Consider the following 14592-nt stretch of genomic DNA (forward strand, 5'->3'; position numbering starts at 1 on the left):
CGCATGTCCCATGACTCCAGTGAGACCGGCGAGAAGGCCGTGTCCAACGAAGAGAAAATGGTCGAGTACCTGAAATGGGTGACTACGGACCTGCAGAAGACCCGGCAGCGGCTCGCGGAACTGGAGGCCGGCAACGATGAGCCGGTCGCGATCGTCGGCATGGCCTGCCGGTTCCCCGGCGGGGTGACCTCGCCCCAGGAGCTGTGGCGGCTCGTCATGGACGAGGCCGACGGCATCACCGACTGGCCGGACGATCGCGGCTGGGACATCGACTCGCTCTACGATCCGGAGCGCGGCAAGCCGGGCAAGTCGTACACGAAGAAGGGCGGGTTCCTCGACGGGGCGGCGCTCTTCGACCCCGGGTTCTTCGGGATATCGCCGCGCGAGGCGCTCGCCATGGACCCGCAGCAGCGGGTACTGCTCGAGACCGCCTGGGAGACCTTCGAGCAGGCGGGGATCGACCCCGCCACGCTCCGGGGCAGCCAGGTCGGCGTCTTCGCGGGCGTGGTGGAACAGAGCTACCTCGGGCTCGACGGCCCTCAGGAGCTCGAGGGATACCTGATGACCAGCAAGCTGACCAGTGTGGCGTCCGGCCGGATCGCCTACACCTTCGGCTTCGAGGGCCCGGCCGTGTCGGTGGACACCGCCTGCTCCTCCTCGCTGGTGGCCCTGCACCTGGCGGTGCAGTCGGTACGCAAGGGGGAGTCGGTACTCGCACTGGCGGGCGGTTCGACCGTCTCCGGCCACCCGAGCGGTTTCGTCGACTTCTCACGGCAGAACGGTCTGGCGGAGGACGGCCGTATCAAGTCGTTCGCGGCGGCCGCGGACGGCACGGCGTGGTCGGAGGGTGTCGGCCTGCTGCTGGTCGAGAAGCTGTCCGACGCCAAGCGCAACGGACACCGGGTGCTGGCCGTGATCAGGGGCTCGGCCGTCAACCAGGACGGCGCCTCCAACGGCCTGACCGCCCCCAACGGCCCCGCCCAGGAACGGGTCATCCGCCAGGCACTGGCCAACGCCCGGCTCAACGCCTCCGACGTCGACCTGGTCGAGGCACACGGCACCGGCACCCGCCTCGGCGACCCGATCGAGGCCCAGGCACTGCTCGCCACGTACGGACAGAACCGCCCACAGGACCGACCCCTGTACCTCGGCTCCCTGAAGTCGAACATCGGGCACAGCGTCGCCGCGGCCGGTGTCGGCGGTGTCATCAAGATGATCGAGGCCATGCGCCACGGGATCATGCCGAAGACACTGAACGTCGACGAGCCGACCCCGATGGTCGACTGGGAGGCGGGCGCCGTCGAACTGCTGACGGAAGCCCGGCCCTGGCCGAGGACCGGTGCACCGCGCCGGGCCGGTGTGTCGGCCTTCGGGGTCAGCGGCACCAACGCGCACGTCATCCTGGAGGAGCCCGCGGCCGTCACGGAGCCCGCGCCCCCGGCGCAGGTCGCTCTGCCGACGCTGCCGTGGGTGATCTCGGCGAAGACCGGGGAAGCGCTGAAGGACCAGGCACGGCGGCTGCTGGCACAGGTCGAGGCCGACGGCGACCGAGTGTCCCCGCTGGACGTGTCATACTCGCTCGCCACGGGGCGTTCCGCTCTGGATCACGGCGCGGTGGTGGTGGGAAGCGACCAGGAGGAACTCCTCGCCGGATTACGGGCGTTGGCGTCCGAGCAGTCCGCCCCGGGACTCGTGCAGGGCACCAGGACCAGCGGCGCCAAGACCGCGTTCCTGTTCACCGGGCAGGGCGCCCAGCGTGTGGGCATGGGACAGCAGTTGTACGCCGCCTTCCCCACGTACGCCGAAGCCTTCGACGCCGTCGCGGCGGAACTCGACCCGCTGCTGGACCAGCCCCTGCGCGACATCATCACCTCGGGCGAGGGACTTGATCAGACCGGCTACACCCAGCCCGCCCTCTTCGCCGTCGAGGTCGCCCTCTACCGGCTTCTGGAGTCCTGGGGCATCACCCCCGACTACCTCACCGGCCACTCCATCGGCGAACTCACCGCCGCGCACATCGCCGGCATCCTCGACCTCAAGGACGCGGCCACCCTCGTCGCCGCCCGGGCCAGGCTCATGCAACAACTGCCTCCCGGCGGCGCCATGACCGCCCTCCAAGCCACCGAAGACGAAGTCCTGCCCCTCATCGAGGGTCACGAGTCCCGCCTGTCCATCGCCGCCCTCAACGGTCCCAACTCCCTGGTCATCTCCGGCGACGCGGACGCCGTAGCAACCATCACCGCACAGGTCGAGGCATGGGGACGTAAGACCAAAGCCCTTACCGTCTCCCACGCCTTCCACTCCCCCCACATGAACCCCATGCTGGACGAGTTCAAGACGATCGCGGCCACACTGACGTACAACGAACCGCGCATACCCATCGTCTCCACCCTCACCGGCACCCTCGCCACCGGCGACGACCTACGCACCCCCGCCTACTGGACCGACCAAGTCCGCGGCACCGTCCGCTTCACCCACGCCATACAGACCCTCGACCAACTCGACGCCACCACCCGCCTCGAAATCGGCCCCGACGCCGTCCTCAGCCCCCTCACCGACGCCACCCCCACCCTGCGCACCGGACACCCCGAAACCCACCAGATCGTCCTGGCCGCAAGCCGCCTGCACACCAACGGCACCCCCGTGCACTGGGAGTCGTACTTCGCGGGGACCGGCGCCCGGCGCACCGAGCTGCCGACGTACGCCTTCCAGCACGAGCGGTACTGGGTCGAACAGTCCGGTGTCGTCGCCGACGCCTCCGACCTCGGCCTCGACTCGGCGGACCACCCGCTGCTGGGTGCGGCCGTCATGGTCGCCGGGGCCGAGCAGATCCTGTTCACCAGCCGCTTGTCGGTGCGTACCCACCCGTGGCTGGCCGACCATGTGGTGCTCGATCGGACGCTCGTGCCGGCGACCGCGCTGGTGGAGATGGCGATCCGGGCCGGCGACGAGCTGGGCAGCACCGTCCTGGACGACCTGTCCGTCCTCGGCCCGCTGATGCTGCCGGCGAAGGGCGGCGTCCATGTCCAGGTCGGTGTGGGCGCGGCCGACGCGTCGGCGCGGCGTGAACTGTCCATCTACTCGCGCCCTGAGAACGCCGACGTGCCATGGACGCTCAACGCGCGTGGCCATCTCAGCTTTCAGGGACCGGACGCCCCGTTCGAGCTCACCCAGTGGCCTCCGGCGGGCGCGCAGGAGGTGCCGCTGGACGACGCGTACGACAAACTCGCCGTCCAGGGCTACCAGTACGGGCCGGTGTACCGGGGGCTGGAGGCCGTGTGGCGGGTCGGCGAGGACGAGGTGTACGCCGAGGTCGCCCTGCCCGAGCAGACGCGCCCGGGCGCCGACGGGTTCGGACTGCACCCGGCGCTGCTGGAGATCGCGCTGGCCGCCTCCTGCCTGGCGACCCTCGGCAGCAGCCCGGACGGCTCGGTGTGGATCTCCACCGACTGGCAGGGCGTGCGGCTGTACGCGACCGGCGCGGCCAAGCTGCGGGTGCGCCTGGTCACCGGGCCGGACGGGGCGCTGAACGTCCAGCTGGCCGACGGGACCGGGCAGCCGGTGGCGGCGGTCTCGTCGCTCGCCTGCCGGGCGATAGCCGTCGGGGAACTCTCCAACGCCGTGGCCCGTAACAGGGATTCACTGTTCCAGGTGGACTGGGCGCCCTTCCCCCTCGGGTGGCCCGGAGACCCGGAGCGCTGGGCGGTGCTAGGGCCTGTGTCGGAAGTGGCGCCTGCCGGGCGACGCCCGGCACGCACTCTCGCCGCACCGGGCGAAAGCCCAAGTACATCCAGTACGAGGGCTTCCGCCCGGCACGCCGAGAGCACGCACCAGACGCCGCCCGGCCCGCCCTCCGGGCGGACGACGCCACTTCCGACACAGGCCCTAGGCCCGCAGGGCGAGGCGCCCTTCGGCCGGCCGTTCGCCGATCTGGCGGCGGTGGCGCGGGCCGTGACCGCGGGCGAGCGTGTCGATGCCGTCGTCGCCCGCCCTGAGCCGGGCCTCGCCGGCGGTCCGGCCGAGTCGGTGCACGCCGCGACGCGGGCGGCGCTGGCGCTGGTGCAGGACTGGCTGGCAGAGGAGCGGCTGTCCGACACCCGGCTCGTGGTGCTGACCCGGGGCGGTGTGGCGACCCGCGCCGAGGAGGACGTCACCGATCTGGGCGCGGCGGCGGTATGGGGCCTGCTGCGCTCGGCGCAGTCGGAGAATCCGGGCCGGATCGTGCTCGTCGACCTCGACGACGAGGCGGCGTCCGTGACGGCGGTGCCGTCGGTGGTGGCGTCCGGGGAACCGCAGGCGTCGGTGCGCCGCGGCCAGGTGTTCATCCCGCGGCTCGGCCGGGTACCGGCTCAGGCCTCCGGGTCGACCGGCTCGTGGAACCCGCACGGCACGGTCCTGATCACCGGGGGTACGGGCAGCCTGGGCGCCCTGTTCGCCCGGCACCTGGTCACCGAGCACGGGGTGCGCGACCTGCTGCTGACGAGCAGACGGGGCGGCGATGCTCCGGGCGCGGACCGGCTGGAGGCCGAACTGACCGCGCTCGGTGCGCGGGTCACCATCGCGGCCTGCGACGTCGCCGACCGCGAGGCCCTGGCCCGGGTGCTCGGGGCGGTCCCGGCCGACCGGCCGCTCACCGGTGTGGTGCACACGGCCGGCGTCCTCGACGACGGGCTGATCGGGTCGCAGACCCCCCAGCGGCTGGCGGCGGTGCTGCGGCCCAAGGTCGACGCCGCGTGGAACCTGCACGAGCTGACGAAGGACCAGGACCTGTCCGCCTTCGTGCTCTTCTCGTCGGTCGCGGCCGTCGTCGGCGGCCCCGGCCAGTCCACGTACTCGGCGGCCAACCACTTCCTGGACGGGCTTGCCCAGCATCGCCGGGCGCTGGGCCTGTCCGCCACCTCCCTCGCCTGGGGCCTGTGGGCGCAGACCAGCGGCATGACCGGGCACCTGGAGGAGGCCGACCTCAAGCGGATGGCCCGCAGCGGTTTCAAGCCCGTCGAGTCGGAGCAGGGCCCCGCCCTGCTGGACATCGCGCTGACCACCGGCCTGGCGGCACTGGTCGCCACGCCGATGGACCTGGCGGCGCTGCACGAGCAGGTGCAGGTGCCGGCGCTGCTGAGCAAGCTGGCCCGCAGCTCCGGGCGTCGCACCGCGCGGAACTCGGAAGAGCGGACGGACGCGCTGGCCGGACGGCTCGCCGGACTGCCCCAGGACGAGCAGCGTGCGCTGGTGCTCGATGTGGTACTGGCGCAGGCGTCGGCGGTGCTCGGACACGGGGACGGCATGGAGATCGCCACGGACCAGCAGTTCTCGGCACTCGGCTTCGACTCGCTCACCTCGGTGGAACTGCGCAACCGGCTCGGTACGGTCACGGGCCTGAAGCTGCCGCCGACGCTTGTCTTCGACCACCCGACCCCAAAGGCCCTGGCCGCGTTCCTGCACGGCGAGGTGCGGTCATCGCTGTCGGAGGGCGGCTCGGACGGCCGTCGGGGCGTGGATTTCGCGGCCGAGGTGCGGCTCGCCGACGACGTGCGGCCGGCCGCCGAGGTGGTGCGTACGGCCGAGGATCCCAAGGACGTCCTGCTGACCGGCGCGACCGGCTTCCTCGGCGCGTTCCTGCTGCGCGATCTGATGCGGAACACCACGGCACGGGTGCACTGCCTGGTGCGCGGGGCCGACGAGGCCGAGGCGTTCGAGCGGCTCGAGCGGAACGCCCAGTGGTACCGGGTGTGGGACGACGTGGACCCGCGGCGGCTGTCGGTCGTCGTCGGTGACCTGGCCGAGCCCCGGCTCGGCCTGAGCGAGGACGGCTTCGACGCACTCGCCCGCACGGTCGACGTCGTGTACCACAACGGCGCGCGGGTGCACTGGCTCCACCCGTACGAGGCACTCAAGGCGGCGAACGTCCTGGGCACCGAGGAGGTGCTGCGGCTGGCGGCGCGCCACCGCACGGTGCCGGTCCACTACGTCTCCACGGTGGGCGTCTTCGACGGGGTCCGCGAGCCGGGTGTACCGCTGAAGGTGACCGACCCGACCGGGCCCGCCGAGGCTCTGCCGAGCGGCTACCTGCGCTCCAAGTGGGTGGCGGAGCAGCTCATCGGCCTGGCCCGGGAACGGGGCCTTCCCGTGTCGGTGTACCGGGTCGACGTGATCTCCGGCGACCAGGTCAACGGCGCCTGCCAGACCCGGGATTTCGTCTGGCTGACGCTGAAGGGCCTGGTGCAGGCGGGCAGCGTGCCCAAGGGCACGGAGGGTCGCTTCCACTTGTTGCCGGTGGACTACGTCAGCGCGGCGATCACCGCGCTCTCGCGCCGGCCGGAGACGATCGGGCGGACCTTCCACCTGTTCAACCGGAGTGCGCTGAGTCTCGGCCAGTGCGCCGGGTTCCTGCGCGCCATCGGGTACGAGCTGGACGAGGAGGAGTGGGACACCTGGACGCAGAAGGTGAAGTCGGGTGACAACGCGCTGCTGCCGCTGCTCGACGCCTTCGAGATGATGACGTCGGACACCGACGGCTTCTACCCGCCGATCGACACCACCGAGACCGAGGCGGCGCTGGCCGGTACAGGGGTCGAGATACCGTCGCTGACCAAGGAGCTCTTCGAGAAGTACGTGGAGTTCTTCGTCGAGGTGGGCCACTTCCCCCCGGCCGCGTGACGGGACTGACCTGAGCGTCGCGAAAGCCCCGCCGACAGGACTGAGATCCCTGTCGGCGGGGCTTTCGCGGCATGATCCGCCGGAGGGGCCCTACGGCAGCCGGATCCCCAGACGGTGGCTGAAGACGTCGCGCGGATCCCAGGTCGCCTTGACCCGCTGGAGTCGCGGGTAGTTGTCCTTGAAGTAGAGCTGGTGCCACGGGACGCCCGACGTGTTGAGGGCCGGGTCGGCCAGGTCGGCGTCGGCGTAGTTGATGTAGCAGCCGTCATTGACGCCGCCGGGGCGCGGCACACCGCCCGTGGCGGCGTACACGTCCCTGTACGACTCGCGGATCCAGCGCTCGTGGACGGCGTCGTCCGCCGGATCGGTCCACAGTCCGCAGTAGAGGATCTTCGCGAAGGAGTCGCGCTGAGCGGTGGCGGTGTCGCCCGAGGCCACCTCGTTGATCTTCCCGCCGAAGCCGACCAGGGCGATCATGCCGTACGGGCCGGGGTAGTCGGAGCGGGTCAGCGCACGGTGAACGGCCTTCAGCTGTGCGTCGGGCATCGCCTTGCGCACGTAGGCCGACTTGGACTTCCAGCGGGGCACGGACGGCTCGACCATGCCGGACCACTCGGTGACCGCGTACAGCCACGGCGCACGGTAGCGATCGCTCACGTGGTACGTCACGCCGGTGCCCTCGGCGATGGCGGCCAGGTAGTCGTCGAGCAGTTTCTCCGCGCCGGGGACGGACGTGTCGACCGTGGTGCTCATCCGGAAGTAACCGGCGGACTTGTGCATCGCCTTCAACTGGCTGAACAGGTAACGGCCGGGTGAGTCGGGAGCCGAGTTCCGCTCGTGCCACTCGTTGAAGTTGCGCAGGAGGCGGGTGAAGCTCGTCTCGTCGAGGTCGTCCCACGACCAGCTGACGTCCGAGAGCAGCACTTGGGAAGGCGGCTTGGGCAGCAGACCGGCCGGATCCGTGCCGGTGGCCCTCGGCGAGCGCAGCCAGTACCGGGTGATGACGCCGAAGTTGCCGCCGCCCGCGCCGGTGTGGGCCCACCACAGCTCGCGGTGGGGGTCATCGGCCTCGCGAGTGGCCACCACCTTGCGCGCGCGGCCGTCCTTGTCGACATGGACGAGTTCGACCGCGTACAAGTGGTCGACGGTCAGGCCGCGGGAGCGGGACAACGCGCCATAGCCGCCGCCGACGATGTGGCCGCCGGCACCCACCGTCGGACAGGTACCACCGGGCAGCACGACGCCCCAGCGCTTGTAGAGCGTGCGGTAGACGGAGCCGAGCAGCGCGCCCGGCCCGACGGCGATGGCCCGCATGGCCGGGTCGTACTCGATCGCGTGGAGACCCGCCATGTCGATGACGACGCGGACCTCGCTGTTGGCGACGAAGTCCTCGTCGCAGTGGCCGCCGCTGCGGACCGCGATCTTCAGGCCCTTGTCGACGGCTTCCTGCACGGCCGTCACGACCTGGTCGGCAGAGCTGACGACGCGCACGTAGTCGGGGCTGCCGACCCAGCGCTGGTTGGATCCCGATATCAGGCCGTGGTAGCGCGGATCTCTCGGGGTGACGTGGATCGGGGGCGGCGCCGCGCCGGTCGCGGCTTCGGCGGCCGTGGCCACACCAGACGCGGGCAGCGCCAGGGCGCCGCCGGTTACCGCGGCGCCCTTCATCAGCACCCGACGGGAAAGTTCGGTCATGACCGCGTACCTCCATGAGATGTGAGGCGTGGAATGTGCATGCGAGCGATGTCGCGCCTGTCTCGACATAGGCGCACGTTTCCAGCCAGGTCTCACGGCGGAGTAATTCGAAGGCAACCGGACTTATCGACGGTGATTACCACTGGATGGCCGGTGAGCGGAATTCCGCCGGATATGTTTCCCACGAGTTTTCGCCCCCATCCGTATCCGAACCATGCAGGAGAGAATTCGTGCGCAAGGTGCTCATCGCCAACCGTGGCGAAATCGCTGTCCGCGTGGCGCGGGCCTGCCAGGACGCCGGGATCACGAGTGTGGCCGTCTACGCCGAACCGGACCGGGACGCGGTGCACGTCCGCGCCGCGGACGAGGCGTTCGCCCTGGGCGGTGACACCCCGGCCACCAGTTACCTCGACATGGCCAAGGTGCTGAACGCCGCGCGCGAGTCCGGCGCGGACGCCATCCATCCCGGCTACGGATTCCTGTCCGAGAACGCCGAGTTCGCGCAGGCGGTCGGGGACGCGGGCCTGATCTGGATCGGCCCGCCCCCGCAGGCCATCCGTGACCTCGGCGACAAGGTGGCCGCCCGCCACATCGCCCAGCGCGCCGGCGCCCCCCTGGTCGCCGGCACACCCGACCCCGTCTCCGGCGCCGACGAAGTCGTCGCCTTCGCCCGCGAGCACGGCCTGCCCATCGCGATCAAAGCCGCCTTCGGCGGCGGCGGTCGCGGCCTGAAGGTCGCCCGCACCCTCGAAGAAGTACCCGAGCTGTACGACTCCGCCGTCCGCGAGGCCGTCGCCGCCTTCGGCCGGGGCGAGTGCTTCGTCGAGCGCTACCTCGACAAACCCCGCCACGTGGAAACCCAGTGCCTGGCCGACCAGCACGGCAACGTGGTCGTCGTCTCCACCCGCGACTGCTCCCTCCAGCGCCGCCACCAAAAACTCGTCGAGGAAGCCCCGGCACCCTTCCTCACCGAGGCACAGGTCGCCGAGCTGTACGCCTCCTCCAAGGCCATCCTGCGCGAGGCCGGCTACGTCGGCGCGGGCACCGTGGAGTTCCTCGTCGGCGCCGACGGCACGATCTCCTTCCTGGAGGTCAACACCCGACTCCAGGTGGAACACCCGGTCACCGAGGAAGTCTCCGGCATCGACCTCGTACGCGAGATGTTCCGCATCGCCGACGGCGAGCACCTCGGCTACGACGACCCGCAGCTGCGCGGCCACTCCATCGAGTTCCGCATCAACGGCGAAGACCCCGGCCGCAACTTCCTCCCGGCTCCCGGCACCGTCACCACCTTCGCCCCGCCGTCCGGCCCGGGCGTACGCCTGGACGCGGGCGTGGAGACCGGCAGCGTGATCGGCCCGGCCTGGGACTCCCTGCTCGCGAAGCTGATCGTCACCGGCGCCACCCGCGAGCAGGCCCTCCAGCGGGCCGCCCGCGCCCTGGAGGAGTTCCAGGTCGAGGGCATGGCCACCGCCATCCCCTTCCACCGCGCGGTCGTCAAGGACCCCGCCTTCGCTCCCGAAGTCCACGGCCAGGAAGGGCCGTTCACGGCCCACACCCGCTGGATCGAGACCGAGTTCGTCAACGAGATCAAGGCCTTCGCCGCCCCGACGGACATCGAGGCCGACGAGGAAGCGGGCCGCGAGACCGTCGTCGTCGAGGTCGGCGGCAGGCGCCTGGAAGTCTGCCTTCCAGCCTCCCTCGCCACAGCGGCGGCGCGCACCGGGCCGGCCGCGGGGGCCAGGCCCAAGCGACGGGTGGGCAGGAAGTCCGGCCCGGCCGCCTCCGGCGACACACTCGCCTCCCCCATGCAGGGCACGATCGTCAAAGTCGCCGTCGAGGACGGGCAGCAGGTCGACGAGGGCGACCTGATCGTGGTCCTCGAGGCGATGAAGATGGAGCAGCCGCTCAGCGCCCACAAGACGGGCACCGTCAAGAACCTCGCCGCCCAGGTCGGTACCGCCCTCACTTCCGGCACCCCCATCTGCGAGATCAAGGACTGACGCGGCGATGACCGCGGGGACTGTTGCCCCTCCCGTCCCGGGCCGGCTTCTTGAGGAGAACAGGTGACCACGCCTTCCGCACCCGCACATCAGCACGGCGTCGCATCGCTGGAAACCGTCGTCACAGACGGCTTCGCGCAGGCGTTGCAGACAGGGCTCAACCGCTCCCGCTACGCCAGGAGCCGTCGGTCGGCCGACGCCGCCGCACCGGCCGCGCCTCAGGTACGCCCGGCGACCGTGCGGGACCGCGACGGCAGTCACGACCACGACGACTGCGTCTGGTACGAGCGGCGCCGCCTGGCCCGCGAGGTGCACGACGAGTTGGGTGCCGCTCTGGCCACGGCCGCGCACCGGATCGAACTGCACGCCGTCGAAGCCACGCCCGACACCGCGGAGGGCACGCACCTCGACGCCGCGCGCCGCGCGATCCGGGAGGCGATCGAGCTCACCCGCCGGATGGCCGGCGGCCTTCACGATCAGACCGTCCTGCCGCCGCTGCCGCGGGTGCTGCGCGAGTTCGCCACCACCGCATCTGAGGCCGTCGACGTGCGGTTCAGAACCACGGGCAACGAGAGACTGCTGTCGGACGCGTGCCGCCGGGAGCTGTTCCTCACCGTGAAAGAGGCCATGAGCAACGCCTTCCGCCACTCCGGCGCGCGGCAGGTGACGGTCACGATGCGTTTCACCCCCCGCTGGGCGCACGCGCGCATCGCGGATACCGGCGTCGGTTTCGACACCGACGACGTCCTGGCTCCGGGCTTCCGCGCGCCCGGACTGCGCTCGATGACGGACCGGATCGAGGACCTGGGCGGGCGGCTCACGATCGCGAGCGACCCGGGTTCGGGCACCCGCGTCGACGTACACCTGCCGCTGCGCCCGCGGACGTAGCGAAGCGGACGTAGCGAGGCGGACGGAGCGAGGCGGACGGAGCGAGAAGGAGTCGGCGACCGACGACAACGCCGCCCTGAGCCGCCCGTGCGGCAGGAGCCCCGGCGGCGACGTCCGCCGGGGCTCGTCTGTGTCGCTCCCTCGCTGTCAGACGGCGGTCGTCAGACAGCGGTCGTCAGATGGCGGTCGTCAGATGGCGGTCGTCAGATGGCGGTCGCCACGGGCCCCAGAGTCAGAGACCGCTGCTGGTCCGTGAGCCGGCGGAGCGCGGTGTCGGCATCCGACGGTGCGTCGAGCATGATCGTGGTGACGGGGTGCCCTGTGCCGGGCCAGTGCTGCCGGGAGAACGCCGTTTCGGGCCGTGCGCCGGTGACGACGAGCAACGGCATCAGCGTCCCGGACTGCCTCAGCGTGGCCAGGAACTCCTGAAGGGCCACGCCGCCCCGCTGCGCGGCCTCGTTGATCAGCACGAGCGGGCGCACGTGCGCGGCCGCCGCGACGAGTTGGTGCCACGCGTCCAGCCACTCGACGGTGTCCGGTAATCGGTGCGCGGAGCGGGCGGCGGCATCCAGGAAGGGACCGAGACCGGACATCAGCCGGTTCGCCTGGTCCGGTTCCGGGGCCAGCAGCCAGACGGCCTCCTCCAGCTTCGCTCGGACAACCCTGGGCGGGTCGTTCTCCGACAGCCCGCAGTACGCGGCGAGGATCACCCGGTGCAGGGGGTACGGCCCGTCCCCGACGGGCCGCGGGCCGCCGAGGTGGATCACCTGAGCGGAGTCCGGCGCGTCGCCTCCCACCCGGTCCCGGAAATCGGCGAACACCCTCGCCCGCGCGGTCTCGGATGCCCCCAGCACGAGGACCTGGTGGGGGCTGCGCCAGCGTCTCGCGTGGTCCAGCAGGCCGGTCAGCAGCTCGACTTCGCCGGGGTGGCCGCTGCCCTGCCCGGCGTGGGGATCGCCCGGCCCGCTCTCGCCGACGGTCGCGCTCCGCACCTGCCACGTGTCCCGGGGGCCGGTGCCCTTGAGATAGCCGAACAGGTTCTTGGTCGCCGCGCGGGTGTTGCCACAGACCCACACCTCGCCCGGCGGCACCAGGGACAGCAGGGCCTGGCACTCCGGGAGCAGCGAACCGTTGACGAACAACGGCGCGGTGCCGTCCTGCCCCATCCGTACGAGTGCCTCGCCGGTGGCGACCACGGCCCGTACTCCTATCTCCCCCGCAGCCACGGCTTCGTGGATGCTCGCACCCGGTGCGACCGCGAGGGTGTCACGGACCGCCACGGCCGCCCGCACCGCGCGCTCGGCATGGTTCTCCTGCCGCGGACCGGCTGGGAAGAGGCCGAAGCCGACGCCGTCCATACCCATGGTGAAGACGCCGCCGAACCGTTCGGTCTCCTGCCGGATCAGTGCGGCTCTGGTGTCGAAGGCGGCGGCCATGTCATGCACGTCGGCGGTCTCCGGCACGGGGCCGGGCTCGGCGCGCACGAGCAGTACCGCGACCTTGCGGCGCTCCCAGGAGCCGGGCCCGGCCTGGGTGCCGCGGACCGGGGTCCGCGAGACCGGCGAGGGTTCGGGTTGTACGGCGAACGGGACCGTCCGGGAGGAGACGGTCACGGCCGCGGCCGGTTCCGGCACCTGAAGGGAGGGGTCATGAGTGAGGATGGCCTGCTGGAGTCGCTGAAGCTCGCGGCTCGGCTCGAGACCCAGGTCCTCCACGAGTGCGGCGCGCAGCCGACGGTAGACGCCGAGTGCGTCAGCCTGTCGGCCACACCGGTAGAGGGCACGCATCAGCTGGCCGCAGGAGCGTTCTCTGAGCGGCTCGTTCTCGACCATCACCTCGAGCTCGCTCAGCACGGCGTAGTGCTGTCCGGACATCAGCTGCGCCTCGACGTAGTCCTCCTGCACACCGAGCCGGGCGTCCTGCACCGTGGTGAGCTCGGGCCACAGGACGCCGGCTTCCACCAGGTCGGAGAGGGCCGGGCCGCGCCACAGCGCGAGGGCGTCCCGCAGCAGCCGGGCCGCCTCTTCGGGTTCGGCGGCGAGACGGGCCCGCCCCTCACTCACCCGCTGGTGGAACTGGCGGAGGTCGATGCGCTCGGGGGCGACCTGGAGGCAGTATCCCGGGGCTTTCGTCTTCAGCACGGCCGGTCTTACGGGATCGTCGTCCGCGGCGAGGGCTCTGCGCAGTCCCCAGATGGCGTTCTGAAGGATCTTGCGGGCTGTCGCCGGAGCCTCTTCCACGCTCCACAGCGCCCCGAGTAACTGGCTGGTGGACACCACCTGGTTCGGCTGGAGCAACAGGTATCCGAGCGTGGCGCGCTGTTTGATTCCCCCCAGGCCGATCGGCTGACCACCTGAGATGACCTCCAGCGGACCCAGCATGTTGAACCGCATGATTCTCCCTGAGACGTGTTGGAACGTGCCGGCCACAGCCGGCCCTGCCTGTGCCGACTCAGCTGGGTTCTTGGCTCGTGTGGCCCCGCGTGGTCGTCAACCGGCGAAGGCCGCGGCCCACAGCGGGGTGACCGGGGGCTTCACCCACCCGCCGTCTTGCTCTTGAGGCTGCCGGGCCACGCCACGGGCGGGGGGTCTGAAGATCTCTGCCTGGATCTGCTGGATGTCCACGGAGGGTTCAAGCCCCAGTTCCGTCTTCAGGATGCGGTAGAGATTCTGGTAGGCCTCCAGGGCGTCCCGCCGCCGGCCGGAGTGGTGCAGCGCCCAGATGAGCTGGCCGTGGAACCACTCGTGCAGGGGGTATTCGCTGACGAGAGCTCGCAGGTCGGGAAGGAACTCCCGGTGTCGGCCCAGCCGGTGCTCGGTCTCCACCCTCAACTCCAGCGCGCGGATCTTCAGTTCCTCCACGCGCGCGACGCGGCCGGTGAGAACGCTCCCCATCGGTACGTTGCTCAGGGGGCGTCCGCGCCAGAGCTGCAGGGCCCGGGTGACACAGCCGGACGCGGCCTCGACCTCGTCGTGGTCGAGCTTGTGCTGCGCCCGCCGGACGAGCCGCTCGAAGACCCTGGCGTCGACCTCGTCATCGCTGAGGTCGAGCTGGTACCCCGGCGACTTCGTCAGCAACAAGGGCCGTCCGGAGGAGGACACCTGCGTGCTCGCGAGCAGGCGACGTGCGTGATACACGTGGGTCTGCAGCGTGCGCGGCGCGCGGTCCGAAGGAGTCTCCCCCCACAACTCCCTTATCAGGGTGTCCGCTGCGACGGTCTCTCGTGGCTGGAGGGCCAGCACGGCGAGCAGCTGACAGATCTTGGGCGCTTTGGGAGCGTACGTGTGGCCTCCATCAGTGATGACCTCAAAGGGGCCCATGATGTTGAACTGCACCGCGCACGCTCCAT

6 protein-coding genes are annotated in these 14592 nt (G+C 71.0%); 3 read left to right on the forward strand and 3 right to left on the reverse strand.

Annotated features, from left to right (window positions below; all coding sequences use genetic code 11):
* Nucleotides 1-3: 3 nt before the first annotated feature.
* Nucleotides 4-6657 carry a thioester reductase domain-containing protein gene (locus AB0I77_RS27600; RefSeq protein WP_363285394.1) on the forward strand — a complete coding sequence of 2218 codons (6654 nt, stop codon included), beginning with the start codon at nt 4-6 and terminating at the stop codon, nt 6655-6657.
* Between the two features lie 90 nt (nt 6658-6747).
* Here AB0I77_RS27600 and AB0I77_RS27605 read toward each other — a convergent pair whose 3' ends face one another.
* A complete protein-coding gene (locus AB0I77_RS27605; protein ID WP_363285395.1) occupies nt 6748-8352 on the reverse strand; it encodes an FAD-binding oxidoreductase in 1605 nt (534 codons plus the stop codon).
* A gap of 230 nt (nt 8353-8582) precedes the next feature.
* Here AB0I77_RS27605 and AB0I77_RS27610 point away from each other — a divergent pair, with 230 nt between their 5' ends.
* Together AB0I77_RS27610 and AB0I77_RS27615 are read left to right on the forward strand one after the other, a co-directional pair.
* Complete coding sequence (locus AB0I77_RS27610) at nt 8583-10355, forward strand: biotin carboxylase N-terminal domain-containing protein (RefSeq protein WP_363285396.1); 1773 nt, start codon at nt 8583-8585, stop codon at nt 10353-10355.
* 63 nt (nt 10356-10418) lie between these two features.
* Nucleotides 10419-11243, forward strand: a complete 825-nt coding sequence (locus tag AB0I77_RS27615; protein WP_363285397.1) for an ATP-binding protein — start codon at nt 10419-10421, stop codon at nt 11241-11243.
* Nucleotides 11244-11446: 203 nt separating this feature from the next.
* Here the strand turns inward: AB0I77_RS27615 and AB0I77_RS27620 are convergent, their stop codons facing one another.
* Together AB0I77_RS27620 and AB0I77_RS27625 are read right to left on the reverse strand one after the other, a co-directional pair.
* Entirely contained in the window at nt 11447-13636 is a 2190-nt protein-coding gene (locus AB0I77_RS27620) for an AfsR/SARP family transcriptional regulator (protein WP_363285398.1), read from the reverse strand.
* A gap of 96 nt (nt 13637-13732) precedes the next feature.
* A complete protein-coding gene (locus AB0I77_RS27625) occupies nt 13733-14578 on the reverse strand; it encodes an AfsR/SARP family transcriptional regulator (RefSeq protein WP_363285399.1) in 846 nt (281 codons plus the stop codon).
* Nucleotides 14579-14592: the final 14 nt, after the last annotated feature.

Origin of the sequence: Streptomyces sp. NPDC050619, assembly GCF_040654815.1 — a bacterium.
Taxonomy (GTDB): Bacteria; Actinomycetota; Actinomycetes; order Streptomycetales; family Streptomycetaceae; genus Streptomyces.